Origin of the sequence: Pseudarthrobacter sp. NKDBFgelt, assembly GCF_046097905.1 — a bacterium.
Classification (GTDB): Bacteria; Actinomycetota; Actinomycetes; order Actinomycetales; family Micrococcaceae; genus Arthrobacter; species Arthrobacter polychromogenes.
Genome location: NZ_JBJURL010000039.1, coordinates 15,263 through 41,712, shown reverse-complemented (window position 1 = coordinate 41,712; position 26,450 = coordinate 15,263). Strand labels below are relative to the sequence as shown.

At 66.5% G+C, this 26,450-nt stretch carries 21 protein-coding genes; 4 read left to right on the top strand and 17 right to left on the bottom strand.

What is annotated here, in order from left to right; translation table 11 throughout:
* Positions 1-137: 137 nt before the first annotated feature.
* From leuS to ACKAE7_RS12015, 4 genes are all read right to left on the bottom strand, one after another.
* Positions 138-2,666, bottom strand: a complete 2,529-nt coding sequence (gene leuS / locus ACKAE7_RS12030; RefSeq protein ID WP_408979289.1) for a leucine--tRNA ligase — start codon at positions 2,664-2,666, stop codon at positions 138-140.
* A gap of 334 nt (positions 2,667-3,000) precedes the next feature.
* Complete coding sequence (gene glpK, locus ACKAE7_RS12025; protein ID WP_174174340.1) at positions 3,001-4,515, bottom strand: glycerol kinase GlpK; 1,515 nt, start codon at positions 4,513-4,515, stop codon at positions 3,001-3,003.
* 49 nt (positions 4,516-4,564) lie between these two features.
* Positions 4,565-5,314 (bottom strand): MIP/aquaporin family protein, encoded by a 750-nt coding sequence (locus ACKAE7_RS12020; protein ID WP_104185910.1) that lies wholly within the window; start codon positions 5,312-5,314, stop codon positions 4,565-4,567.
* A gap of 89 nt (positions 5,315-5,403) precedes the next feature.
* Complete coding sequence (locus ACKAE7_RS12015; protein ID WP_408979288.1) at positions 5,404-7,272, bottom strand: glycerol-3-phosphate dehydrogenase/oxidase; 1,869 nt, start codon at positions 7,270-7,272, stop codon at positions 5,404-5,406.
* 87 nt (positions 7,273-7,359) lie between these two features.
* Here ACKAE7_RS12015 and ACKAE7_RS12010 point away from each other — a divergent pair, with 87 nt between their 5' ends.
* The 4 genes from ACKAE7_RS12010 to ACKAE7_RS11995 are packed head-to-tail and all read left to right on the top strand — an operon-like array spanning position 7,360 to position 11,230.
* Entirely contained in the window at positions 7,360-8,334 is a 975-nt protein-coding gene (locus tag ACKAE7_RS12010; RefSeq protein ID WP_190612496.1) for a sugar-binding domain-containing protein, read from the top strand.
* 10 nt (positions 8,335-8,344) lie between these two features.
* Positions 8,345-9,214 carry an aldo/keto reductase gene (locus ACKAE7_RS12005; RefSeq protein WP_408979287.1) on the top strand — a complete coding sequence of 290 codons (870 nt, stop codon included), beginning with the start codon at positions 8,345-8,347 and terminating at the stop codon, positions 9,212-9,214.
* A 10-nt stretch (positions 9,215-9,224) separates the two neighbouring features.
* A complete protein-coding gene (locus ACKAE7_RS12000; protein ID WP_408979286.1) occupies positions 9,225-10,151 on the top strand; it encodes an alpha/beta fold hydrolase in 927 nt (308 codons plus the stop codon).
* Positions 10,148-11,230: a glycosyltransferase family 4 protein gene (locus ACKAE7_RS11995; protein ID WP_408979285.1), complete on the top strand. Its 1,083-nt coding sequence runs from the start codon at positions 10,148-10,150 to the stop codon at positions 11,228-11,230. Before ACKAE7_RS12000 ends, ACKAE7_RS11995 begins: the two co-directional genes overlap by 4 nt.
* Positions 11,231-11,240: 10 nt before the next feature.
* Here ACKAE7_RS11995 and ACKAE7_RS11990 read toward each other — a convergent pair whose 3' ends face one another.
* From ACKAE7_RS11990 to pyrR, 13 genes are all read right to left on the bottom strand, one after another.
* Positions 11,241-13,349: a primosomal protein N' gene (locus ACKAE7_RS11990; RefSeq protein ID WP_408979284.1), complete on the bottom strand. Its 2,109-nt coding sequence runs from the start codon at positions 13,347-13,349 to the stop codon at positions 11,241-11,243.
* A gap of 167 nt (positions 13,350-13,516) precedes the next feature.
* The gene (metK, locus tag ACKAE7_RS11985) at positions 13,517-14,752 is read right to left on the bottom strand and encodes a methionine adenosyltransferase (protein WP_188808850.1); all 1,236 of its coding nucleotides are present in this window, start codon (positions 14,750-14,752) and stop codon (positions 13,517-13,519) included.
* An 86-nt stretch (positions 14,753-14,838) separates the two neighbouring features.
* Positions 14,839-16,080, bottom strand: coding sequence for a bifunctional phosphopantothenoylcysteine decarboxylase/phosphopantothenate--cysteine ligase CoaBC (coaBC, locus tag ACKAE7_RS11980; RefSeq protein WP_408979283.1), 1,242 nt, complete (start codon positions 16,078-16,080; stop codon positions 14,839-14,841).
* Between the two features lie 38 nt (positions 16,081-16,118).
* Complete coding sequence (gene rpoZ / locus ACKAE7_RS11975) at positions 16,119-16,379, bottom strand: DNA-directed RNA polymerase subunit omega (protein ID WP_003800778.1); 261 nt, start codon at positions 16,377-16,379, stop codon at positions 16,119-16,121.
* Positions 16,380-16,394: 15 nt separating this feature from the next.
* Positions 16,395-16,991, bottom strand: coding sequence for a guanylate kinase (gene gmk / locus ACKAE7_RS11970; RefSeq protein ID WP_104185918.1), 597 nt, complete (start codon positions 16,989-16,991; stop codon positions 16,395-16,397).
* Positions 16,992-17,035: 44 nt separating this feature from the next.
* A complete protein-coding gene (gene mihF, locus ACKAE7_RS11965) occupies positions 17,036-17,353 on the bottom strand; it encodes an integration host factor, actinobacterial type (RefSeq protein ID WP_174174766.1) in 318 nt (105 codons plus the stop codon).
* Between the two features lie 110 nt (positions 17,354-17,463).
* Positions 17,464-18,336 carry an orotidine-5'-phosphate decarboxylase gene (gene pyrF / locus ACKAE7_RS11960; RefSeq protein ID WP_188808847.1) on the bottom strand — a complete coding sequence of 291 codons (873 nt, stop codon included), beginning with the start codon at positions 18,334-18,336 and terminating at the stop codon, positions 17,464-17,466.
* Positions 18,329-21,643 carry a carbamoyl-phosphate synthase large subunit gene (gene carB / locus ACKAE7_RS11955; RefSeq protein WP_188808846.1) on the bottom strand — a complete coding sequence of 1,105 codons (3,315 nt, stop codon included), beginning with the start codon at positions 21,641-21,643 and terminating at the stop codon, positions 18,329-18,331. Before carB ends, pyrF begins: the two co-directional genes overlap by 8 nt.
* Positions 21,643-22,929, bottom strand: a complete 1,287-nt coding sequence (gene carA, locus ACKAE7_RS11950; protein WP_408979282.1) for a glutamine-hydrolyzing carbamoyl-phosphate synthase small subunit — start codon at positions 22,927-22,929, stop codon at positions 21,643-21,645. Before carA ends, carB begins: the two co-directional genes overlap by 1 nt.
* Before the next feature lie 4 nt (positions 22,930-22,933).
* Positions 22,934-23,452, bottom strand: coding sequence for a hypothetical protein (locus ACKAE7_RS11945; RefSeq protein ID WP_188808844.1), 519 nt, complete (start codon positions 23,450-23,452; stop codon positions 22,934-22,936).
* A complete protein-coding gene (locus tag ACKAE7_RS11940) occupies positions 23,452-24,801 on the bottom strand; it encodes a dihydroorotase (protein ID WP_408979281.1) in 1,350 nt (449 codons plus the stop codon). Before ACKAE7_RS11940 ends, ACKAE7_RS11945 begins: the two co-directional genes overlap by 1 nt.
* Positions 24,801-25,826: an aspartate carbamoyltransferase catalytic subunit gene (locus tag ACKAE7_RS11935; RefSeq protein WP_408979280.1), complete on the bottom strand. Its 1,026-nt coding sequence runs from the start codon at positions 25,824-25,826 to the stop codon at positions 24,801-24,803. The genes ACKAE7_RS11940 and ACKAE7_RS11935 overlap by 1 nt, the downstream gene beginning before the upstream one ends.
* Positions 25,823-26,410, bottom strand: coding sequence for a bifunctional pyr operon transcriptional regulator/uracil phosphoribosyltransferase PyrR (pyrR, locus tag ACKAE7_RS11930; protein WP_408979279.1), 588 nt, complete (start codon positions 26,408-26,410; stop codon positions 25,823-25,825). Before pyrR ends, ACKAE7_RS11935 begins: the two co-directional genes overlap by 4 nt.
* Positions 26,411-26,450 lie beyond the last annotated feature (40 nt).

Genomic DNA, 26,450 nt, shown 5'->3' with positions numbered 1-26,450 from the left:
CCTGCCAGGTAGTTGGGTCCGCCGGCCTTGGTTCCTGCACCTACGGCTGACTTCTTCCAGCCGCCGAACGGCTGCCGGCAAGGGGGCCTCCTGGGGTCACAGCAGGCCGCCGGAGGATACCGGCGGCCTGGTCCGGCCTAGGCCGGGACGATGTTGACCAGTTTAGGGGCGCGGACGATGACGGTGCGGATGCCGCGGCCGTCAAGGGCGCGCTGGACATTCTCTGAGGCCAGCGCCAGCTCCCGGAGCTCGTCCTCGGTCACGGAGGGGGGAACCTCCAGCCTGTCACGCACCTTCCCCTGGACCTGGACGACGGCGGTGACGGTGTCCTGCACCAGCAGGGACTCGTCGTGTGCCGGCCAGCCCGCATTGGCCACCGAGGCGGGGTGCCCCAACACGTTCCACATGTCCTCGGCCGTGTACGGGGCGAACAGGCTCAGGATCACGGCAACCGCCTCGGCCGCCTCACGGACTGCCGGGTCGGTTCCGCCCGCCCCTGCGTCGATGGCCTTGCGGGTGGCGTTAACCAGTTCCATCAGCTTGGCCACCACCACGTTGAACTTGTTGGCGTCCAGGAGTTCGGCGGCGTCGGCAATGGTCCGGTGCGTCACGGAGCGCAGGGCACGGTCGCCGGTGGTGACGTCGACGCCGGGTCCGCTGGCCACATCCTGGGCGAGGCGCCAGGCGCGGGCCAGGAACTTTGCCGAGCCCGACGGCGAGACGTCCGCCCAGTCGACGTCGTCCTCCGGAGGGGAGGCGAAGATCATGGTCAGGCGCACGGCGTCCACGCCGTACTTGTCCAGCTGCTCACCGAGGTCCACGCCATTGCCCAGCGATTTGCTCATCGCTTTGCCGCCGTTGAGGACCTGGCCCTGGTTGAGCAGTGCGGTGAAGGGCTCGTTGGCCTCGATCAGGCCGAGGTCGTTGATGACCTTGGTGAAGAACCGGGCGTACAGCAGGTGGAGGATGGCGTGCTCCACGCCGCCCACGTACTGGCCCACCGGCATCCAGTCGTTGATCTTCTGCGGATCGAAGGGACCCTCGGTGTAGTGCGGGGAGACGAAGCGGAGGAAGTACCAGGACGAGTCCACAAAGGTGTCCATGGTGTCCGTATCACGCTTGGCCGGGCCGTGGCAGGTGGGGCACTCTACGTTGACCCACGCCTCGGCCGCGGCCAGGGGCGAGGTGCCCTTCGGCGAGAGGTCCTCACCGCGCAGGTCGGACGGCAGGGTGACGGGCAGCTGCTCGTCCGGGACGGGAACCTCGCCGCAGGACGGGCAGTGGATGATCGGGATGGGGGTACCCCAGAACCGCTGGCGGCTCAGCAGCCAGTCCCGCAGCCGGAAGTTGACGAACTTTTCGCCCGTGCCCTGCTGCTCCAGCATGGCGATCGCGGCCGGGATGGCTTCGGACTTGGGCAGGCCGTCGAGGTTGCCGGAGTTGATCAGGGTCCCCTCCCCTGCCGTCGCGGTGCCGGATACTGCGGGGTCTTCCTCGCCCGTATCCAGGACGGCCCGCACGGACAGGTCGAACTTCCGGGCGAAGTCCAGGTCGCGCTGGTCGTGGGCGGGCACAGCCATGATGGCACCGGTGCCGTAGTCGGCCAGGACGTAGTCCGCTGCCCAGACCGGCAGCTTCTCGCCGTTCAGGGGGTTGACGGCGTACCGGCCGGTGAAGACGCCGGTCTTTTCGCGTTCGGTGGACTGTCGTTCGATTTCGGAGAGCGCCTTGACCTGTTCGCGGTAGTCGTCCAGGGCTGCGGCGTGCTCGTCGGTGACGAGTTCGACGGCGAGCGGGGCGTCTGCGGCCACCACAAAGAACGTTGCGCCGTACAGCGTGTCCGGGCGGGTGGTGAAGACCGTGACCTCCTTGGCGGGCCTGCCGCCGTCGGCCTCGATCACAAAGTTGACGTGCGCGCCCTCGGACCGTCCGATCCAGTTCTTCTGCATGGCCAGCACGCGCTCGGGCCAATGCCCCCGCAGCTGCTCCATGTCATCGAGCAGGCGGTCCGCGTACTCGGTGATCTTGAAATACCACTGGTTGAGGGACTTCTTGGTGACGGTGGTGCCGCACCGCTCGCAGGCCCCGTTGACAACCTGTTCGTTGGCCAGGACGGTCTGGTCCTTGGGGCACCAGTTGACCGGGGAGTTCTTCCGGTAGGCCAGGCCGCGCTCGTAGAACCGCTTGAACAGCCACTGCGTCCACCGGTAGTACTCGGGGTCCGAGGTGTGCAGCCGCCGGGACCAGTCAGCAGAGATGGCGTAGCGCTTGAAGGACGCCGCCTGGGTGTCGATGTTGGCGTAGGTCCACTCGCTGGGGTGGGCATTGCGCTTGATGGCGGCGTTTTCGGCGGGCAGGCCAAAGGAGTCCCAACCAATCGGGTGGAGGACGTCGTAGCCCTTCTGGCGCAGGTAGCGGGCCACGACGTCGCCCATGGCGAACGCTTCCGCGTGGCCCATGTGCAGGTCACCGGACGGGTAGGGGAACATGTCCAGCACGTAGCGGCGCTCGCGCGTCCCGTCATCGACGGGTGTGAAGACCTTGAGGTCCTCCCACACCTGCGGCCATTTGGCCTCCATCGCCGCGAAGCTGTAGGTGCCCTCCTCGGGCACGTCCGCTGACACTGTTGCTGCTGTTCCGGTCTCTGTCTCCGGCTGAACGCCCACTGCTGCCCTCTTCTGTTTCTGTTACGGCATCTGTGCTGCCATAACGGCCTGATCCCCCTGCTGCCACCGGGAAATGCTCCCGGACACACAAAAGCCCCTCGCCATGGAGGGGCTGCCGCACGCTATCCGTTGTTTCGGATACCGGGCGGCTGGCTAAGCAGAAGGATCGTACGCATGCAACCACTTTAGCGCACCCATACAGCACCACGTCGCAAACAAGCGGCTGAGGTGGCAGTTAAACGGGAGAGGGGCCGGTGACTCCCCGCCATGGTGTGGTGGGCACCGCGAAGCGGGCGGGCGGGAGTCACCGGCCCCTCTTGGGGGCAGCTCTGGGCTACTTCACGTCCTCGTCGACCCAATCCATGGACTTGGTGACGGCCTTCTTCCACAGGCGCAGCTGGCGGTCCTGCTCGGCCTGGTCCATCTGCGGCTCCCAGCGCTTGTCCTCGGACCAGTTGGCCGAGCACTCCCCCAGGTCCTTCCAGAACCCGACGGCCAGGCCGGCCGCGTAGGCCGCACCGAGGGCGGTGGTTTCCACAACCTTCGGCCGGATCACAGGAACGCCCAGGATGTCCGCCTGGAACTGCATCAGCGCATCATTGGCCACCATGCCGCCGTCGACCTTAAGTTCGGTGAGCGGAACGCCCGAGTCCGCGTTCACGGCGTCCAGCACCTCCCGGGTTTGGAAGGCGGTGGCTTCCAGCGCGGCGCGGGCGATGTGGTTCTTGTTCACGAACCGGGTCAGCCCAACGATCGCGCCGCGGGCATCCGAGCGCCAGTACGGTGCAAAGAGGCCGGAGAAGGCGGGCACGATGTACACGCCGCCGTTGTCCTTCACGGACGCGGCGAGGGTTTCCACTTCGGGCGCGCTGCTGATCATTCCCAGGTTGTCCCGCAGCCACTGGATGAGCGAGCCGGTGACGGCGATGGAGCCTTCCAGGGCGTAGTGCGGCGCAGCATCGCCGAGCTTGTAGCCCACAGTCGTCAGCAGCCCGTTCTTGGAATGAACAATCTCCTCTCCGGTGTTGAAGATCAGGAAGCAGCCCGTGCCGTACGTGTTCTTGGCCTCGCCGGCCTCGAAGGCAGCCTGGCCGAACGTGGCCGCCTGCTGGTCGCCGAGGATGCCCGCAACGGGAACTTCCCGCAGGAGCTGTGAGGTGTGCACGGTGCCGTACACCTCCGACGAGGACTTGATCTCCGGCATCATGGTCCGGGGAACACCGAAAATGCCAAGGATCTCGTCGTCCCATTGCAGGGTTTCCAGGTCCATGAACAGTGTGCGGGAGGCGTTCGTGACGTCGGTGACGTGGACTCCGCCGTTGACGCCGCCGGTCAGGTTCCACAGGACCCAGGAGTCGGTGTTGCCGAACACCAGGTCTCCGGCTTCGGCCCTGGCGCGGGCGCCCTCCACGTTGTCGAGGATCCATTTGATCTTGGTACCGGAGAAGTAGGTGGCCAGCGGCAGCCCCACTTTTTGCTTGAAACGGTCCGGGCCGCCGTCCTTGGCGAGTTGGTCCACAATGTCCTGCGTGCGGGTGTCCTGCCAAACGATGGCGTTGTAGACGGCCTCACCGGTGGTCTTGTCCCACACCACGGCAGTTTCGCGCTGGTTGGTAATGCCGACGGCGGCAATGTCGTGCCGTGTCAGGTTCGCCTTGGACAGTGCGGAGGCAATGACCTCCCGGGTGTTGTTCCAGATTTCGGCGGGGTTGTGCTCCACCCAGCCGGCCTGCGGGAAGATCTGTTCGTGTTCCATCTGGCCCGAGGACACGATGCTCCCGCTGTGGTCGAAGATGATGGCCCGGCTGCTGGTGGTTCCCTGGTCGATGGCGATTACGTACTGGTTCATGATGGACGTCCTTGTCTGTATCAATGCGTTGGCAGTGTTTGTTAGTGGGTCAGGCTGCGGCGGTAACGATGATCGGCGCGAGGTTGGCCACGATGCCGGCAAGGGCGCCGCCTACCAGCGGGCCCACCACCGGGATCCAGGAGTAGCCCCAGTCGCTGGAACCCTTGCCCTTGATGGGCAGCAGGGCGTGGGCAATGCGGGGACCGAGGTCGCGGGCCGGGTTGATGGCGTAACCGGTGGGGCCGCCGAGGGACACGCCGATGCCGACGACGAGCAGTGCGACGGCCAGCGGGCCCAGGCCCGAGGGGGTTCCGCCGAAGGTAAGGATGACGAATACCAGGACGAAGGTGCCGATGATCTCGGTGACCAGGTTCCAGGGGGTGGACCGGATGGCGGGCCCGGTTGAGAAGACGCCGAGCTTGCTGGCAACCTCGGGCTCCGCGTCAAAGTGCTGCTTGTACGCCAGCCAGCACACCACGGCACCGAGGAATGCGCCCACCAGTTCGCCACCGAAGTACGTCAGCGTCGAGGCGAAGTCCACGGGCACGTCCGGCGCGTATTCGGTTTTTCCGTTGACCAGCAGCCCTAGGGTTACGGCGGGATTCAGGTGGGCACCGGATTTCGCGGCAACGAAGACGCCGGCGAATACAGCGATGCCCCATCCCCAGGTGACCATCAGGAACCCACCGCTGTTGCCCTTTGTCCCACGTAGGGCAACGTTGGCGACGACGCCGCAACCCAGCAGGGTGAGCATCGCCGTTCCGAATACTTCGGAAAGGAAAACTATTCCAAGAGACATCTTTGACTCCTTATTTTCTGATGGAGGTCCTTCGCGGGTTGAAGGACCGTGGGCCGGGGCGGGTTGCCGCCCCGGCCGGCAGCCTGGTGCTAGGCGACCAGGCTGTGGGTTTCTACACGGTGGAACCTTTGCAGCACGTCCTGCGCGTGCTTGATCTCTGCCGCCCGGACCGCGGCGTTCCAGCCAAGGGGAACCGCCAGCACATCTGCCACTTCGTTCAGCAGTTCGCCCGTCACCAGGCCCCTGAATGCCAGGGAGGTCCGGCGGATGAGGACGTCCACCAGGTGCCCCACCTGCTCGTGGGCCGCCATGAACTCAAGTTCACGCACGCTCAGTTCGCGGGTGGAGTGCAGCAGCCTGTCGGGTCCGGCATCGAGGTACTCCATGACATCCTGGGCACGGGTCCCGTACCTGGTCAGGAGTACCGCGGTACGGTCGGCGTCACGGCCGGAGGCCATGTGCGCCTTGATCCATTTCTGCACGCCGGGCTCATCAGCGGGAAAGCCTGCGCCGCCGCCGATGGGAAGCTGTGCGGTGGAGACTTTGCGTCCCATTCCGATCTCGGCCAGCACGTCGTTGGTCATGTGTTCGGCAAGGGCCCGGAAGGTGGTCCACTTGCCGCCTACCAGGCTCAGCACTACGGCGCCCTTTCCGTTTCCGTCCTGGACGGGTTCGCGGCGCTCGATGCGGTAGTCGCGGGAAACAAAGCCCGGCTGGGTGGCATCGTGGCGTGGCAGCGGCCGCACTCCTGAAAAGGTGTAGACGATCTGTTCACGCGTGACAGGCAGGTCCGGGAAGACGTGCCCGATCAACTCGAAGAAATACTCGATTTCCTCATCCGTGCAGACGGCATCCTCTGCCATGTCTGCGTCCACATCAGTGGTGCCCACCAGGACCCGGTCCCCCATGGGGTAGATCAGGACGATCCGCCCGTCCGTGTGTTCGAAGAAGATTTCCCGGCCGCGGCAGGCTTCCAGGAGCGCAGGGTTGTCCAGCACAATGTGGGAGCCCTTGGTGCCGCCCATGAAGGTGGAGGCAGTTCCCATTGCTTCGTTGGTGAGGTCCACCCAGGCGCCGGTGGTGTTCACAATGACGTCTGCAGTGAAGTCGAATTCTTCGCCCGTGAGTTCGTCCCGCAGCCGGACGGTGCTTCCCCTGCCGGTGCCCGGGTTGGGCTTGCCTGTCATGGACTGCAGTGAAACGTAATTGCTGGCACGGGCCGTGTAGCCCTGGGCATTGCCTTCGCCGACGGCCGCGCGGCCGGCCTTCTCCCCGTCCTGGAGGACGTCCAGGGTCAGGCGCTCCGGGTTGTGCACGGACGCGTCAAAGTAGGTGGCGGTGTACTTGACGTCCGGGCGGAGTGCGGGCAGTTCCGCGCGGGCCCGCCGGCCGCTGCGGAACTGGTGCCGCGGGACCGTGCCGCCGTCGCGGGAGAACGAATCGTAGAGGCTGAGGCCGAGCTTGATAAGGAAGGCCCCGCGTTCCTTGGGCTTGCCCTGCTGCTTGTGCGTCAGGAAGCGCAGGGGTGCGGACAGCACGCCGGAAAACGTGCTGAAGATCGGGATGGTGGTCTGCAGCGGCTTCACGTAGTGCGGAGCGATGCGGAGCAGCCGGTTTCGCTCCACCACTGACTCCTGGACCAGACGGAATTCGCCGTTTTCGAGGTAGCGAATGCCGCCGTGGATCATGTGGGAGGAGGCGCCGCTGGCTCCCTGGCAGTAGTCGCCGCGTTCCACGAGGGCAACATCCACGCCCTGCAGCGCGAGGTCACGGAAAGTTCCTACACCGTTGATGCCGCCGCCTACCACCAGCACCTTTGCATGCGGGCGGCGCCGCAGATGGTGGACGGAACTGCGCTCAGCTCCCTGCTTCTCCGCAGGTGTTGCAGAAGGTCGGCCGGCTGAATCCTTGGGTCCCAAAACGACTCCCTTGGGCTTTGTGTGGCGCGGGCAACCCATTGGGCGGGCCCGCCGTTCTCCACTATTGTTTGGACTAATGGAAAATGGAGTCAAGCACTATGCACAAACGTGCACGAGGGAGTGGAAATGGACCCATCAAGGCACTCTGACGCGCTGCGGGCTGCACAAATGTATTACCTGCAGGACCTGACCATGGATGCGATAGCCCGCGAACTCCGGACCTCCAGATCCACCGTGTCCCGGCTCCTGTCCTCTGCACGCGAATCCGGTCTGGTGCAGATCCAGATCCGCAATCCACTGGACACCGGCCCGGAGCTTGAAGGCCGGATCCGGCAGCGCTACGGCGTGGACGTCCACGTGGTGCCGGTCCTGGAAACACTGAATGAAGCCGAAACGCTGGACCGCGTGGCCATGCAGGCCGCGCGCACCATCGGGCCCGTGGTGGACTCCAATGCAATCATCGGGGTGGCCTGGGGATCCACCCTGAGCGCCGTCAGCCGCCACCTCACCCGCAAGATCACCCACGACAGTGTCATCGTGCAGTTGAACGGCGCGGGCAACATGCACACCACCGGCATCACGTACGCCAGCGACATCATGCGGAGGTTCGGAAGCGCCTACGGGGCCAGGGTGGAACAGTTCCCAGTACCGGCCTTTTTTGATCATGCCGCCACAAAAACCGCAATGTGGAATGAGCGCAGCGTGCAACGGATCCTGGAACTCCAGGCGAAGATGAGTATCGCCATCTTCGGTGTGGGCTCCGTGGATGCGGACTACCCCAGCCACGTCTACGCCGGGGGGTATCTGGACGAGATGGACCTCAATATCCTGGCCACGTCCGACGTGGTGGGTGACGTTGCCACCGTCTTTTTCCGGGGCGACGGATCCTCCGACGGAATCATCCTCAACGAAAGATCCACGGGCCCGGCCTTGGCAGAACTGCGTCAGGTCCGGCGGAGGATCTGCGTGGTGTCCGGGGTGTCCAAGATCAAGGGGCTACGCGGCGCCCTCGCCGCCGGCCTGGCCACCGACCTGATCCTGGATGAGTCCACAGCGCGGCGCCTGGTGGATTACGAGGGCCTCCCGGGGGCTAATGGGTAGAGTCGTGGCTATGAGAACCTCACCGCGGCTCAGCCTGAACAACGGCGTGCTGATCCACCAACTCGGCTTTGGACTGTACAAGGTCCCGGCCGCGGACGCGGAAGGGCTCGTTGCCACCGCGCTCGCCGCCGGCTACCGCCATTTCGACACCGCCGCCATGTACGGCAACGAAACCGGCGTGGCCCGCGGGATCAGTTCCCAGCTGGGCGGGGATGCCGGCAGCGGCGGGTCGGGTGAACTTTTCCCGGCCTTGTCCAGGGAGGACGTGTTCGTCACCACCAAGGTGTGGAACGACCATCACGGCTACGACGCCACGCTGCGGGCCTTCGACGACTCCATGGTCAACCTTGGCCTCGATTACGTGGACATGTACCTCATCCACTGGCCCTGCGCCAGGCGCGGGCTTTTTCCCGATACGTACCGGGCCCTGGAGACCCTGTACCGGGAAGGGAAAGTCCGGGCCATCGGCGTCTGCAACTTCCAGCCGTACCATCTTGACCGGCTGCTCCAAACGGCAGAGGTGGTTCCTGCCGTCAACCAGATCGAGCTGCACCCATGGCTGCAGCAGGCGGAACTGCGCACGCTGCATGACGGGCTGGGCATCAGGACGGAGGCCTGGAGCCCCCTGGGCCGCGGCCAGGTCCTCGCAGATCCCGTGGTCCACGCCTGCGCCGCTGAACACGGCAAGACCGCGGCCCAGGTGATCCTGCGCTGGCACATGCAACTGGGCAACATCGCCATCCCCAAGGCCAGCACCGAGGGCCGCATCCGGGAAAACCTCAAAATCTTCGACTTCGAACTCTCGGACCGGGACATGACTGCGTTGGCAGGGCTCGACCGGGGGCATCGCACCGGCTCGCACCCCGACCACGTCAACTAAGGCCGCACAGATGACCACAGCACACCCCCGGCCTGCCTCGCCTGCCTACTTCAGCCATGGACTTGCCGCCCGCACGTCGTCCTCGTCGGTGGAGATCGACGGCGGCAAGGTTGCCTTCTGGACCTACGAACCGCTGCATGCCGGCCCGGAAACGCGGACCATCCTGGTGATCCATGGCTTCCGCGGAGACCATCACGGACTCCTGCGCGTGGCGGACCAGCTTCCCGACATGCGCATCATCATGCCGGACCTGCCCGGCTTCGGCGACTCGGAAGCGTTCACGTCCGGCCGGCATTCGGTGGAGCGGTACGGCTCATTCATCACCGGATTCATGGCAGCCCTCGGACTGGGCCCGGACACGGTCCTGCTGGGCCATTCCTTCGGCTCCATCATTGCCGCGCACTTCGTGGCCGACCATCCGGGAACCGTCAATCCGTTGATCCTCATCAACCCGATCGCCGCACCGGCCCTCGAGGGTCCGAAGGGTGTGATGACCCGGCTCGCGGTCCTCTACTACCGGCTTGCCGCGCGCCTTCCCCGGCAGCTGGGACTGGCTTTGCTGCGGAGCCCGCTGATTGTCCGGGTCATGAGCGAAACCATGGCCAAGACGGCCGACAGGGACCTGCGCCGTTTCATCCACGATCAGCACAACGCCTACTTCAGCGCTTTTGCCAGCCGTGACAGCCTCCTTGAGTCCTTTACCGCGTCGGTCAGCAGCCACGTGGCCGAGGTGGCCGGCCGGCTCACCCTTCCGGTGCTGCTGATCGCCGGCGAAAAGGACGAGATCGCAGTGCTACCCGACCAGCGCCGACTGGCTGCGCTGCTGCCGGACGGCGAACTCAAGGTGATTCCCGGCGTCGGACACCTGATCCATTACGAAACCCCCGAACCGGCAGCCTCGTTCATCCGCAGCTTCCTTAAGGACCACCCCGCGTGAAGATTGTCATCGACGCACGTTTTACCCGGACCGACCACCACGACGGCATCAGCCGCTACGGGGCAAGCCTGATCGCAGCCACCGCGAAGATCGCGGACGTTTCGATGCTTGTCTCGGACCTCCGGCAGCTCCCACTGCTCCCGGATGTTCCCTACACGCTGATCAGCAGCCCGTTGTCGCCGAGGGAACTTTTTGTGGCGCGCACCATTAACAGGCTGGGCGCTGACGTGGTGGTGTGCCCGATGCAGACGATGGGCACCTGGGGCCGCAAGTACGGCCTGGTCCTGACGCTCCACGACCTCATCTATTACGAACACCCCGCCCCGCCGGGGTTCCTGCCCGCACCGGTACGGCTCTTGTGGCGGCTGTACCACAAGGCTTTTTGGCCCCAGCGCCTGCTCCTCAACCGGGCCGACACCGTGGCCACGATCAGCCGCACCACTGAAGCGCTGATCGCAAAGTACCGGCTGACCCGCCGTCCCGTGCGGATCATCAGCAATGCCCCCCAGCCGGAGCAGGAGCACGGGCCCCGGGCCGCTGACGCCGGTGCAGACCGCGCGCTCGTGTACATGGGCTCTTTCATGCCGTACAAAAACGTGGAAACCATGGTGTCGGGTATGGCGGGCCTGCCCGGCTACACGCTCCACCTGCTCAGCCGCATCACACCCCAACGCCGCGCGGAACTGGAACGACTGGTTCCTCCAGGGGCGCACGTGGTGTTCCACAACGGCGTTACTGACGAGGAGTATCACGCGTTTCTTCGCTCGGCTGCGGCGCTGGTCAGCCTGTCCCGGGCTGAAGGCTACGGTCTTCCCCTGGTGGAGGCCATGGCGCTCGGCACCCCAATTATTGCCAGCGACATCCCCATCTTCCGGGAAGTAGGCGGGGACGCCGCCCTCTACGTTGACCCGGAGTCCCCCGAACATTTCGCCCATGCCGTGCACACGCTCCAGGACAATGGGCACTGGGAGGAATTGTCGCGGCGCTGCGTTGCGCGTGCACGGGAGTTCACCTGGGACGAGTCGGCCCGCCAGCTGGTGGATGTGGCACACGAGATCATGGTCCGGCGCCGGCGGTAGAGGACGGCCCCTAAAGGACGTCGATGCCGTCCAACCGGAGCTGGAAGGGTTCGCTGGAGCGTTTCGCAGCGACCGCAGCCCTGGTGACCCTCAGGACGCGGGTGACGGCCGGAGCCTGTCCATAGGGGAAGAAGAGCAGGGTGCGCACATCCTCCGCTGAACGGCGGGGCGACGGCGGACCGCTGAGCACCACGGGTGCGGGTCCGGCGGCCCGCAAGGTGATCCCCCCGGAGGCAAGTTCCGCTGCCACGGCACCGGTGTAATGTTCGACGGCGGCGCGCGGCCCGGTGACGGAGGCAATACGGACCGCGGGGGGAAGCTGCAGTTCCATCCGCAGGGAAAGTTCCCGCTCCGCATAACCGGCGGGATCCCAGCGAAGCAGTGCACCCACGGCAGCTGTATCCGCGGCCGTGACCACCACCAGCCCGCCGTCCGCCGCGGGACGCACCAGCGCGGCGGCATTGAACCACCGCCGTACGGTATCCTCGCCGGCGCGCAGCGTCTCCCGGCGCAGCAGTGAATCACCGTCCAGGAGCAGTGCAGCCGCGTATCCCCCGTCCGCTACCGGTTCGGCACCCACCGTTGCCACCACCAGCGCCTTGCCCGGACCCACCACAGCCTTTACCTGGTCTCCCGAGGAAGTAACGACGGTCTTCCCCGGAAAGGCGCGGCCGAGTTCCTCAGCTGTCCTGATGACTCCGGTGGCACCCTTGCGCAGGCGCCTGCCGCCGCAGTGCACGCAGTGCCAGTCCGGCGCCGGGGTGGAGCACCAGCGGCATTGGGGCATGGCGGACGTGCCGCTGGCGCCTGCCACAGCCAGTGGTCCCTGGCAGCTGCCGCAGCGCGCCGGCTCGCGGCACATTTCACAGGCCAGCGACGGTGCGTAACCGGCCCGGGCCACCTGGACCAGGACCGGTCCGCGTTCCAGCCCCTCCTTGGCGGCCCGCCATGCGGCGCCGGGAAGGCGGGCAATCCTGGCCAGCGGATCCCGCTCCTGCTCGAAGCTGTCAGCAGTGTTGACGATGCGCGGGACGGTCCTCCGGACCTCAGGGCGGCCGGCCTCGACAGCACGTGCCCAGCCCGCTTCTACCAGCCGCTGGGCTTCCGTGCTTCGGGAGTGGCCTGCAAGGAGGCAGGCGGCATCTTCCTGTTCGGCCCGCAGGAGCAGCACCTCGCGGGCGTGCGCATACGGGGCGCGCTGCTCGATGTGGAGGTCATCGCCGTCGTCCCAGCAGGCCACCAGGCCCAGGTCCCGGACCGGGGCAAAAGCTGCCGACCTGGTGCCGATGGCAACCCGGGCGGTCCCCGCCAGGAGCCGAAGGAAATTGCGGTAGCGCGGGGTGGGACCGTCGTCGGCCGCCAGCCGGGCAACGGCGTCTTCGGGCAGCAGGCCGTGGAGCGCCTCTTCAAGGCGGTCAAGGTCGCGGTAATCGGGCACCACCACCACCGCGCCGCGCCCTGAAGCGTACGCAGCGGCCACGGCTTCCGCCAATAGCCGGGGCCATCCCGCCGGGCCGTATCCCTGCAGCGGGTTCAGTACGGCCCTCGGGGAACCGCCCCCGGCCAGGTGGTGGAGGAAGGCCTGGCCGTTGTGATAGGCCGCCCAGGCACCCGGCAGGTTGGCCGGTGCGGCACCGGTTTGAACCTGTGTGGCGTCCCGCTGCTCTGCCTGTTCCGGCGCTGCGGGCGCGTCCGGTCCCTCCGCGACGAACTCCTTTTCCAGTTTCGCGACCCGGGGCGGGACGGCGACCCGGAGGACGTCGCTGACCGTGCCGGCGTAGCGTGCGGCGACGGAAGCAACCAGTTCCCGCACAGCGGGCGTCAGCACGGACACCGGGGACACAACCTTGGCCAGCGGCACCAGGGTGTGTCCGGCGTCGGACGCGGCAACGCGTTCCATCAGGAAACCGCTGAGGTCCTGGCCGTTGAACTTGACCTTGACCCTGACACCCGGCATGGCGGCATGGTCGAGGGTGTCCGGAATCCCGTAATCGAAGAGCCGGTCTAGGTGCGGCAGGGAGGATTCCACCAGCACCCGGGCTACGGGCAGGTGCCTGGCCAGTTGCGGGCCGGCGGGCCGGGCGGTGGACGGAAAGCCCTGCAGGAGTGAGGGCTGCACGGCGCCGGGGACGTCCAGGGACGGCTGGACAGGATTGTCAGCAGCGATGGCACTAACCTCCCTTCGGCTCCCTGATTGACAAGCCCAGCCAAGCACAGGGCACTGACATGTTGCCGGAGGCCGAGATGCAGGCGAAGTTACAGGCTGCCAGTCCGGCGGTGCGGGGCCTAGGCGTTGAAGAACGCCTTAAGGTCGTCCACGCGGTCCAGGCGCTCCCAGGTGAAGTCCGGCTCATCGCGGCCAAAGTGTCCGTGCGCCGCGGTCTTGGCGTAGATGGGTCGCTTCAGGTCCAGTGCGTCGATGATGGCCCGGGGGCGCAGGTCGAAGATCTCCGCGATGGCGGCACTGATGCGGGCCGGGTCAACCGTTTCCGTGCCGAACGTTTCAACGTAGGTGCCCACCGGACGGGCCTGGCCGATGGCGTACGCGATCTGGATTTCAGCACGCTTGGCCAGCCCTGCGGCAACCACGTTCTTGGCAACCCAGCGCATGGCGTAGGCGGCCGAGCGGTCAACCTTGGACGGGTCCTTGCCCGAGAAGGCGCCGCCGCCGTGCCGCGCCATGCCGCCGTAGGTGTCAACGATGATCTTGCGCCCGGTCAGGCCGGCATCACCAACGGGGCCGCCGATGACGAACTCGCCGGCCGGGTTCAGGATGTTGCGGACCCGGGAGAGGTCGAGGTTGGCCCCTGCCAGCACCGGCTTGATGACGACGGCGGCGAGGTCCGCGCGGAGCTGGTCCAGGCTTGCGCCTTCGGCGTGCTGGCTGCTGATGACCACGGTTTCTACGGAGACCGGGACATCCTTGTCGTAGCCGACCGTCACCTGGGTCTTGCCGTCCGGGCGGAGGTAGGCCAGTTCGCCCGATTTGCGGACTTCGGTGAGCCGCTCGGACAGCCGGTGCGCAAGCCAGATGGGCAGTGGCATGTAGGACGGGGTTTCGTCGCTGGCGTAGCCGAACATCAGGCCCTGGTCGCCGGCGCCCTGGAGGTCGTAGTCGTCCTCCTGCCGTCCTTCGCGGGCTTCCAGCGAGTTGAACACGCCGCCGGCAATGTCGTTGGACTGCTGGCCGATGGACACGGACACGCCGCAGCGGGCGCCGTCGAATCCGTTGGCTGAGGAATCGTAGCCGATGCCCAGGATGGTCTCGCGCACGATCTGGGGGATCTCGACGTAGGCATCAGTGGTGACCTCGCCTGCAACGTGGACCAGGCCTGTGGTGGCCATGGTTTCAACCGCTACCCGCGATTCCGGGTCCGCAGCCAGCAGCGCATCAAGGATGGCGTCACTGATCTGGTCGCAGATCTTGTCCGGATGGCCCTCGGTAACCGACTCGGAAGTGAAGAGCCGAAGCGCGTTGGGCGTGGCCCCGGACGTGTGGGGAAGGTGCAGCGGTAAAGTCACTCAACTACCTTACTGGTTGGAATACGGACACCCGCCAGGAGACATCAGGAGATGTCTTCGTGCTAAGCAAACGTGGCCTGAAACACTCAGGCGCGGGGCGAAACGGAATTCAGTTCACCGGAGATCCGGCCGATGATGGCTGCCGAAACCTCCGCTTTGGTCCCGGACGCCTCCTGTGGTTCGGAGCCGGAGCGGGCCAGGATGACCACCGAATTGGTGTCCTGCCCGAAGACCTTGTCCGTTCCCACGTGGTTGACCACCAGGAGGTCGCAGCCCTTGCGCTGCAGCTTCGCCCGGGCATGCGCCAGGACGTCACCGTCGCTGTCCCCGGTCTCGGCTGCGAATCCGACAATCAGCTGCTGCCGCCCGCCCGGGGCGGCACTGTTCCGGAGTTCCACAAGTTCGTGCAGGATGTCCGGGTTGCGGACCAGCGTGATGACGGGATCGTCCCGGTCGTCACGCTTCTTGATCTTGGTGTCGGAGACGGCCGCGGGCCGGAAATCGGCAACCGCCGCGGACATGATGACGACGTCGGAGTCAGCTGCCGCAGCAAGGGCGGCTTCCCGCAGCTGGAGGGCCGTCTCCACGGGCACAACCTCGACGCCGGCCGGCGGGGCAACGTCCATGTGTGCCGCCAGCAGGCGGACGGTTGCGCCGGCGTTGCGGGCTGCGACCGCCAAGGCGACTCCCTGCTTCCCGGATGACCTGTTGCCAAGGAAGCGCACCGGATCCAGGGGTTCGCGGGTTCCGCCGGCGCTGATGGTGACGGTGCGTCCGGCCAGCGGCAGCTGGAAATCCGACTGCCCCTGCACCAGGGCCATGGCGGCGTTAAAAATGGCTTCCGGTTCGGGGAGCCTGCCCGGCCCGGAATCGGCGCCCGTAAGCCTGCCGCTGGCGGGTTCGAGGACGGCCGCACCACGGCTGCGCAACGTTTCGACGTTGGCCCGGGTTGCCGCGTGCTGCCACATTTCAGTGTGCATGGCGGGGGCGAACAGGACAGGGCCGCGGGCCATCAGCAGGGTGTTGGTCAGCAGGTCCCCGGCCTGTCCGGTGGCTGCCTTGGCCAGGAGGTCAGCGGTGGCCGGGGCGATGACGATCAGGTCAGCCTCGTGGCCCAGCCGGACGTGGTTGACCTGGTGTACGTCGTCGAAGACGCTGTTGCTGACCGGATTTCCGGACAGCGCCTCCCACGTGGCAGTGCCAACAAACCGGGTGGACGCCTCGGTGGGGATCACCGTGACGTTGTGGCCGGCTTCAGTAAAAAGCCGGAGGAGCGATGCCACCTTGTAGGCGGCAATCCCTCCCCCGACTCCGAGGACTATGCGCACGTGACCTCCGTCAACAGCAAGTCAGTTCGGCGGCAGTTTTACTCTGCAGCTTCGATCGGCGTGGAAACCAGCTTGCCTTCGTTGATCTCGCGCAGGGCGATCGACAGCGACTTCTCGTTCAGCTTGGTGTCAACCAGCGGGCCGACGTATTCGAAAAGGCCCTCGTGCAGCTGGGCGTAGTAAGCGTTGATCTGACGAGCACGCTTGGCACCGAAAATCACCAGGCCGTACTTGGAATCGGCTGCCTCGAGCAGCGAATCGATCGGCGGGTTGATGATGCCTTCAAGGTTCGTGGACACGAATTCTCCAAAGTTCTAGCGGGCTGACGGTTCCGGCGCTCCATGCGGGTGCGGGGTCAGCCCCATGAGTGAAACAAGCTCGTCCGCTGCCCGGCGAACGTCGTCATTGATGACGGTGTAGTCGAACTCCGGTTCAGCAGCAAGTTCCAGTTTAGCGGTTTCCAGCCGGCGCTGCTGTTCCTCCGGGGTTTCCGTGCCGCGGCCCACCAGCCGGCGGACCATTTCGTCCCAGCTGGGCGGGGCCAGGAAGACAAACTGCGCATCCGGAACGGCGGCCTTCACCTGCCGGGCACCCTGCAGGTCGATTTCCAGGAGCACGGACCGGCCCTCGGCGATGGCCTGGTCCACGGTGCTTTTCAGGGTCCCATACGTGTTCTGCCCATGGACCACGGCCCATTCCAGGAGCTCGCCGTCAGCGACAAGCTGCTCGAACTCCTCCTTGGACTTGAAGAAGTAGTGGACGCCGTCCTGTTCGCCGGGACGGGGCGCGCGGGTGGTGGCGGACACGGACAGCCACACCTCGGGATAGTTGTCGCGGATGTAAGTGGACACGGTGCCTTTGCCAACAGCCGTCGGACCAGCGAGGACTGTCAGTCCAGGTTTCTTGCTCACGTATTCCTTTGCCGGGGTTTGGGGTGGGCGGGCTTCGGCCCGCCCTAACTCTCGTCTATAAAATCTACCAGCGCGCGGCGCTGGTGGATGCCCAGGCCGCGGACCCTGCGGGACGCCGCTATCCCCAACTGGTCCATGATCGCCGCGGCCCGCACCTTGCCGATGCCGGGAAGCGCCTCAAGGAGTTCGGAGACCCTCATGCGTGCCAGGGCCTCGTCCTGCAGCGCGGAGCTGATGATGTCCGCGGCAGACCTCTCGCCGTTCTTGAGGCTTTCCTTGGCCGCCGCACGGGTGGCCCTGGCTGCTGCTGCCTTGTTCAGGGCCTCAGCCCGTTCCGATGCGGATAACGGCCGCAGGACCATGGTGCACACCCCCGGATTCGGTGGACGGGTCCAGGGGCGACCGCCCTTGGACCTGTCCTGAAACTACCCTTTGGTGCTGCCCGAATCAATGCATCCGCTGAAACGGACCACTATTCGCCGCGGAGTCCGTCCAGGGTCCGTTGCGCCGCGTCCCGCAGGCCGCGCTGCTCCGGCCCGGCGGACAGGATGTCCCTGCTCGAGGTGCCGAGGACCTGCGGGTAGGCGGCGCCGAACGTGGTGCGGAGGTCGGCAGGCGTGGCCCCCTGCGCTCCAAGGCCCGGGGCCAGGAGCGGTCCGCGCACGGCGGCCAGGTCAAGGTCCAGTTCGGACAGGGCCGACCCCACGGTTGCCCCCACCACCAGGCCTACGGAGCCGAGGCTCCCCTGGTAGCGGCGGTTTTCGGCCGCAGCCGACTGCGTGATCCTGCGGGCCACGGAGTCCGCTCCCCCGACGTGCTGGACGGACGCGCCCTCGGGGTTGGACGTGAGTGCAAGGACGAACACACCACGGCCGGTCTCGGCTGCCAGGTCCAGTGCGGGGCGCAGTGACTCGAAGCCAAGGTAGGGGCTAAGCGTTACCGAGTCCGCCGCGAGGGGGGAATCGTCCCGGAGCCAGGCGTCGGCATAAGCCGCCATGGTGGAGCCGATGTCACCGCGCTTGGCATCGGCGATGGTGAGTACCTTCTCGTCGCGGGCTTCGGCAAGAAGCTCTTCAAGGACAGTTATCCCGGCGGAGCCGTGGCGTTCGTACAGCGCCACCTGGGGCTTGATGGCGGCAGCGAGGGAACCCACGGCCTCCAAAACTGTCAGCGAAAAGCGCCTCAGCCCGGCGGCGTCGTCGTCCAGCCCCCAGTTCTTCAGCAAGGCAGGGTGCGGGTCGATGCCCACGCACAGGGGGCCGCGGGCGGCCATGGCGGCACCCAGCCGGGAGCCGAAAGACTCCCGGCCTGGCGCGTCAGCGGACGGCACTGCCTGCTCAAGCACGCTGCAGAGCCGCCTTCTGGGATTCGGCCAAGGAGGCTGCGTGCTCCTGCAGGCTGGTGACGGACCATTCGTAGGTCCGCATCGCCTCGATGGCCTGCACGGCGGCGTTGAACTCCGCCACCGTGGTGATGCAGGGAATGCCGATGGAGGTGGCCGCTGCCCGCAGTTCGTAGCCGTCGCTGCGGGCCTCCCCGCCGGACGGGGTGTTGAAGACCATGTCGATCTCGCCGGCGATGACGAGGTCTGCGATGGTGCCTTCGCCCTCGGCGCTGCTGCCCTCTGCCACCTTGCGGACAGGGGTGGCCTGGATGCCGTTGCGGCGCAGGACGTCCGCGGTGCCGCCGGTGGACACGATTTCGAAGCCCAGGTCGGAGAGCCGCTTCACGCCCATGATCACGGAGCGCTTGTCGCGGTTGGCCACGGAGACAAAGATCTTGCCCTCGGTGGGCAGCGCGTTGTTCGCGGCTGCCTGGCTCTTGGCGAACGCGGTGTCGAAGTGCTTGTCGATGCCCATGACCTCGCCGGTGGAGCGCATTTCGGGGCCGAGCAGGGAGTCAACCACCTTGCCCTCCAGGGTGCGGAAGCGGCTGAACGGCAGGACGGCCTCCTTGACGGACACCGGCGCGTCCAGGGGAAGCGTGGACCCGTCGCCCACCTCGGGCAGCATCTTGTAGGCGCTGCGGAGCTGTCCGATGGTCACGCCGGTGCCGATCAGGGCAGCCGCTTTGGCCATCTGCACACCGGTCGCCTTGGAGACGAACGGCACGGTGCGGGACGCGCGGGGGTTTGCCTCCAGGACGTACAGGACGTCGGAGGCCAGGGCGAACTGGATGTTGATGAGACCGCGGACGCCCACGCCTTCGGCGATGGCGCGCGTCGCCGTCCGCACCCGCTCCAGCACGTTGGTGCCCAGGGTGATGGGCGGCAGGACGCAGGCGGAGTCGCCGGAGTGGATGCCGGCTTCCTCGATGTGCTCCATGATGCCGCCCAGGTACATGTCGGTGCCGTCGAAGAGGGCGTCGACGTCGATTTCGACGGCGTCCTCCAGGAAGCGGTCGATCAGCACCGGGTGGTCCGGGGTGATCTCCGTGGCGTTGGCGATGTAGCGGGACAGGTTGGGCTCGTCGTAGACGATTTCCATGCCGCGGCCGCCCAGCACGTAGGACGGGCGGACCAGGACCGGATAGCCGATTTCGTCGGCGATCTTCTTGGCGTCCTCGAAGGACACGGCAGTGCCGTTCTTCGGGGAGATCAGGCCCGCCTTGTCCAGGACGCGGGAGAACGCGCCGCGGTGCTCGGCGAGGTCGATGGCCTCCGGGGACGTTCCGAGGATGGGGACACCGGCATCCGCCAACTGCTGTGCGAGCTTGAGCGGGGTCTGGCCGCCGAGCTGGACGAAGACGCCCATGACCCCGCCGGTGCGTTCCTCCGCCGCGATGACCTCCAGCACGTCCTCGAGCGTCAGGGGCTCGAAGTAGAGGCGGGTGGAAATGTCGTAGTCGGTGGAGACGGTCTCCGGGTTGCAGTTGACCATCACAGTCTCGTACCCGGCCTTGCGCAGCGCCATGGACGCGTGGACGCAGGAGTAGTCGAACTCGATGCCCTGGCCGATCCGGTTAGGGCCGGAACCGAGGATCAGGATGGACGGCTTGGAGTGCAGCGCAACCTCGTCCTCCTCGTCGTACGCCGAGTAGTGGTACGGCGTGTAGGCGGCGAATTCCGCCGCGCAGGTGTCCACGGTCTTGTAGACCGGACGGATGCCCAGGGCCTGGCGGACGCCGCGGACCACGGCCTCGGAGTTGTGCGTGAGGGCACCGATCTGCTCATCGGAGAAGCCGTGGCGCTTGGCGCGCTTCAGCATGTCAGCCGTCAGCGCACCGGCCTGGCGGATTTCGCGGGAGATCTCATTGAGCAGCTGGAGCTGGTCCAGGAACCAGGGATCGATCTTGGTGGCCTCGAAGAGGTCCTCCACGCTCGCGCCGCCCAGGAGAGCGCGCTGCACCTGGTGCAGGCGTTCGGTGGTGGGGCGCTTTGCCTTCTCGATGAGCTCCGGCACTTCCCATTCGGGAACGGAGCTGAAGTCCAGCTGCGAGCCCTTCTGCTCCAGGGAGCGCAGGGCCTTCTGCAGCGCTTCGGTGAAGTTGCGGCCCATGGCCATGGCCTCACCCACCGACTTCATGGTGGTGGTCAGCGTGTTGTCCGCGGCCGGGAACTTCTCGAATGCGAACCGCGGCACCTTGACCACAACGTAGTCCAGGGTGGGTTCGAAGGACGCCGGGGTCTTCTGCGTGATGTCGTTGGGGATCTCGTCCAGCGTGTAGCCCAGGGAGAGCTTGGTGGCGATCTTGGCGATGGCAAAGCCGGTGGCCTTGGAGGCCAGCGCCGAGGAACGGGAGACGCGGGGGTTCATTTCGATGACCACCACCCGGCCGGTGGCGGGGTCGATGGCGAACTGGATATTGCAGCCGCCGGTGTCCACGCCCACTTCACGAATGACGGCGATGGAGATGTCGCGCAGGCGCTGGTATTCGCGGTCGGTGAGGGTGAGGGCGGGCGCCACCGTGATGGAGTCGCCGGTGTGGACGCCTACGGGATCGAAGTTCTCGATGGAGCAGACCACCACGACGTTGTCGTTCTTGTCCCGCATCATCTCGAGCTCGTACTCCTTCCAGCCGAGGATGCTCTCTTCGAGCAGCACCTCGCTGGTGGGGCTGTACTGCAGGCCCTGGCCCACGATGCGGCGGAGGTCGTCCTCGTTGTAGGCGAGGCCGGAGCCCAGGCCGCCCATGGTGAAGGAGGGCCGGACCACCATGGGGTAGCCGAGGTCCTCGGCGGCTTTCAATGCCTCGTCCATGGTGTGGATGATGTGGCTGCGGGCGGACTCGGCGCCGCAGCGCTCCACCACGCCCTTGAATTTTTCGCGGTCCTCCCCGAGCTCAATGGCGGCGATGTTGGCCCCGATGAGTTCCACGTTGTACTTCTCGAGCACACCGTTCTTATCCAGGGCGATGGCGGTGTTCAGCGCGGTCTGTCCGCCCAGGGTAGGCAGGACGGCGTCCGGGCGTTCCTTGGCGATGATCTTCTCCACCACCTCGGGGGTGATGGGTTCGATGTAGGTGGCGTCGGCGAACTCGGGGTCGGTCATGATGGTGGCCGGGTTCGAGTTGACCAGAATGACCCGCAGGCCTTCTTCCTTGAGGACGCGCAGCGCCTGGGTCCCGGAGTAGTCGAACTCGGCGGCCTGGCCGATGACGATCGGGCCGGAACCAATGACGAGGACGCTCTTGAGGTCTGTACGTTTCGGCATTACTTCTTGTCCTCAGTCTTGTTGTCGGAATTATTCGGCGTTGCCGCGCCGGCGGGGTGCGCGGCGTCCACGGGCTCCTTGGAAAGGTTGGCGGTCCTGCCGTCCCGGGTGCCCTCCATCAGCTCGATGAAGCGGTCGAACAGGTAGGCGGCGTCGTGCGGGCCGGCCGCAGCCTCGGGGTGGTACTGCACGGAGAAGGCGGGGATGTCCAGGCAGGCGAGCCCTTCCACGACGTCGTCGTTCAGGCTGACGTGGCTGACCTCCACGCGTCCGTACCGTTCCTCGGGAGCCTGCGTGGCGCCGTCGAGCGGTGCGTCCACGGCAAAGCCGTGGTTCTGGGAGGTGATCTCCACCTTGCCGGTGCGGCGGTCCATGACTGGCTGGTTGATGCCGCGGTGGCCGTAGCGGAGCTTGTAGGTACCGAAGCCCAGCGCGCGGCCCAGGATCTGGTTGCCGAAGCAGATGCCGAAGTAGGGCAGCTTCTCGTCCAGGACGGAGCGGAGCAGCTTGACCTGCGCGTCGGCTGTGGCGGGGTCGCCGGGGCCGTTGGACATAAAGAAGCCATCGGGGTTGACGGCCTTCACGTCGTCCAGGGTGGCGGTGGCGGGCAGCACGTGGACGCGGACGCCGCGCTCGGCGAAGCGGACAGGAGTCATGGCCTTGATGCCAAGGTCGATTGCCGCGATGGTGAAGCGGGGGTCGCCTTCCCAGCCGTGGTCCTTCGGCTCCACCACGTAGGCCTCGTCAACGCTGACTTCCTCGGCCAGCCGGGAGCCCTCCATGGGGGCGCTGGCCAGGACGGCGTCGACCAGTTCCTTGTCCGTGGCCTGGGCGGCCTCCCCGGAGAAGATGCCGGCGCGCATGGTCTTGTGCTCCCGCAGGTGCCGGGTGATCGCGCGGGTGTCCACGCCCTGGATCCCCACGATTCCCTGCTCCACCAGTTCGTCGTCCAGTGAGCGCTCGGAGCGCCAGTTGGAGGGCCGGCGGGCAGCGTCGCGGACAATGTATCCCGCAACCCAGATGCGGCGGGACTCGGCGTCCTCGCTGTTAACGCCGGTGTTGCCGATGTGGGGCGCCGTCTGGACCACAAGCTGGTGTGCGTAGGAGGGGTCAGTGATGGTTTCCTGGTAGCCGGTCATGCCGGTGGCGAAGACTGCTTCTCCGAGAGCGGTTCCGGTGGCGCCGTAGCTGCTTCCGCGGAAAATGCGGCCGTCTTCGAGCACCAGCGCAGCGGGAGCTGACACTGGAGCGGAAACTGGGGCGTTTACTGCTGTATTTGTTGTCACTGTCTTACTTTCCACTGTTGGCGTCAGCCGCCGGGGCTGAAGAAATCAATTCCTGAAGTGCTTCGAAGAGCCGGTCTTTGTCCGCCGCACGGCGGGTGCGGAAGCCGGAGTCCAGTTCGTGGCTGCCGTGTACCCAGGACAGGACCAGGAGTCCGTCCTTTTCCACGAACTTACCTGCCATGCCGCTGTCCTGCCGGACGCCGGTGAGTGATGCGGCAGGGATGTAGATGGCGGGAGCGCCCGACCGGTCAAAAAGGACGCCGTGCGGATACACCTCGAGTGTTGAGGTGGTCCTGATCCCCAGGCCGTGCACGGCGATCCGGTCCAGCCAGTCGCCAGCGGTGGTGGTGGCCACGTACTGCCCTTCCGCGCCGGCGATCGGCTCGCCAGGTTCGGCGGGCACGGGAGGCAGCTGGCCGACGTCGGACTGGCGGCGGAGCCTGCTGCGCCAGCCGATGGCGAGGAGGACAAACACGACGGCGATGATCGCCAGCATCGCCAGTCCCGGAAGGATTTTTTCCATCAGGCGACGCCTGCGGCTGCGTCGGCGTAGGGGTACGGCGTGTTGAGTTCACCGTCGAGGACAGTGGGGTGCCCCTTGAAGAAGGTGGCCACCACCCTGCCGGGCAGTTCCCTTCCCTTGAACGGCGAATTCCGGCCCATGGTTGCCATGCTGAACGGATCAACCGTCCAGCGGGCAGCCGGATCCACCAGGATGACGTTCGCGGGCTCCCCCGCCTCCAGCGGACGGCCCTGGTCAGCCAGCCGGCCGATCTGCGCCGCAGCGGTGGAGGTGACGCGGGCGAAGTCCGCCCACGTCATGAGGCCGGTTTCGATCATGGTGTGCTGGACCACGGAGAGGGCGGTTTCCAGCCCCGTCATGCCCATGGCCGCCTGCGCCCACTCGCACTCCTTGTGCTCGCTGGGGTGCGGGGCGTGGTCCGTACCCACGACGTCGATGGTGCCGTCCGCCAGGCCTGCACGCAGCGCCTGGACGTCCGCATCGGTGCGCAGCGGCGGGTTGACCTTGAAGACGGGGTCGTAGCTGCGGACCAGGTCATCGGTCAGCAGCAGGTGGTGCGGCGTCACCTCAGCCGTGACGTTGATCCCCCGCTCCTTGGCCCAGCGGATGATTTCCACGGAGCCGGCGGTGGAGACGTGGCAGACGTGCAGCCGGGAACCGACGTGCTGCGCCAGCAGGACGTCACGGGCAATGATGCTTTCCTCGGCGACGGCAGGCCAGCCTGCGAGGCCGAGTACAGCGGACACCTCGCCCTCGTTCATCTGGGCGCCGGCGGTAAGGCGCGGCTCCTGCGCGTGCTGGGCCACCACGCCGTCGAACGCCTTGACGTATTCCAGCGCACGGCGCATCAGCACGGGATCGTGGACGCAGATGCCGTCGTCGGAGAACATCCGGACGCGTGCGCGGGAATCGGCCATGGCCCCCAGCTCGGCCAGCTGCTCGCCTGCCAGGCCCACGGTGACCGCACCGACCGGCCGCACGTCCACCCAGCCGGCTGCCCGGCCAAGGGTGTAGACCTGCTCCACAACGCCCGCGGTGTCTGCCACGGGCGTGCTGTTGGCCATGGCATGCACGGCGGTGTAGCCGCCCAGGGCCGCTGCGCGGGTACCCGTCTCCACGGTTTCGGCGTCCTCGCGGCCGGGCTCGCGGAGGTGCGTGTGCACGTCCACCATGCCGGGCAGGGCCACCAGGCCGGTGGCGTCGATGACGGTGACGTCGTTGGCCCTGCCTTCCGTACTGAGGCCGGTTCCGGTTTCGGCGATGACGCCGTCGCGGATCAGCAGGTCTGCCGGTTCGCCGCCCAGGATTGAGGCGCCGCGGATCAGGTAGGTTCCGGTGTTGGCTGCCATCAGTTGATCTCCTTGGTGGAATGGGTGCCGGCGTACGCCAGGGCTGGGGTGGCGGCTGGTTCCCGGGTGTCTCCCGAAAGCAGCAGGTAGAGGGCGGCCATCCGCACAGAGACGCCGTTGCGGACCTGGGCCAGCACGGTGGAACGGGGTGAATCGGCGGCAGCCGCGGAAATTTCCAGGCCCCGGTTCATGGGGCCCGGGTGCATGATGATGGTGTTTTTCATGCCCAGGGTGTCCAGGGCTTTCAGGCGGTTGTCATCGAATCCCCACCGCCGGGAGTACTCACGGGTGCTGGGGAAGAAGGATGCGTTCATGCGTTCGCCCTGGACCCGCAGCATCATCACGGCGTCGACGCCCTGCTCAAGGGTGTCGTCCATGTTGTAGCTGACCTTGCAGGGCCACTTTTCGACGCCGATGGGCAGCAAAGTGGGCGGGGCCACCAGGGTCACTTCCGCCCCGAGCGTACGGAGCAGCCAGACGTTGGAACGGGCAACCCTGGAGTGCAGGACGTCCCCGGCGATGGCAACCCGCATGCCCTTGAGGTCCGCGCCTTCGGAACCGGTGCCGGCCAGGCGCGCCCAGTGCCTGCGCATGGTGAACGCATCCAGCAGGGCCTGGGTGGGATGTTCGTGCGTGCCGTCGCCGGCGTTGATCACGGCAGCGTCAATCCAGTCCGTGGCTGCGAGGCGGTGCGGTGCGCCGGAGGCCCAGTGACGGATGACGACGGCGTCCGCTCCCATGGCGGACAGCGTCTGGGCGGTGTCCTTCAGGGACTCACCCTTGGACACCGAGGAGCCTTTGGCCGCGAAGTTGATGACATCCGCACTGAGCCGCTTGGCGGCGGCTTCGAAGGAGATCCGGGTGCGGGTGGAGTCCTCGAAGAAGAGGTTCACCACGGTGCGGCCGCGGAGCGCCGGGAGCTTCTTGACCTCGCGGTCGCCTACCGCTGCCATCTCCTCGGCGGTGTCCAGGATACGGATGGCATTGGCGAGGCTGAGGTTCTCGGTGGAGAGCAGGTGCTTCATGAACGGCCCTCGATAACTACCTCGTTGACCGGCGTGCCGCCAGGGGCTGTGTCGGTCTCAGCCAGCCGGACCCGGACCTTTTCCGCCGATGATGTTGGCAGGTTCTTGCCCACGTGGTCGGCCCGGATGGGGAGTTCGCGGTGGCCGCGGTCGATCAGCACAGCGAGCCGGACGATGCGCGGACGGCCGAGGTCGACGAGCGCGTCAAGGGCGGCGCGGATGGTGCGGCCGGAGTACAGGACGTCGTCAATGAGGACAACCACCTTGTTGTCGATGCCCGTCCGGGGCAGTTTGGTGGGGTACGGCGGCCTTGTCCCCTGGTGGGAGAGGTCATCGCGGAACATCGTGACATCCAGCTGGCCAACGATGGCGGCAGCGTCAACGTTGCTGTCAGCGGCGGCGATTTTTTCGGCGAGGCGCAATGCAAGCGGGTAACCGCGGCGCGGGATGCCCAGCAGGACGAGGTCCTGCGAACCCTTATTGGCTTCAAGGATCTCATGGGCGATACGAGTGAGGGCCCGGTCAATGTCCGCCTGGCTGAGGACAACCCTGGCTGGAACCGGTGCGCTGGTGACAGAAGTCAACGCTCGTCTCCCCTTTCCCCGCCTCACAGGACGGAATTAA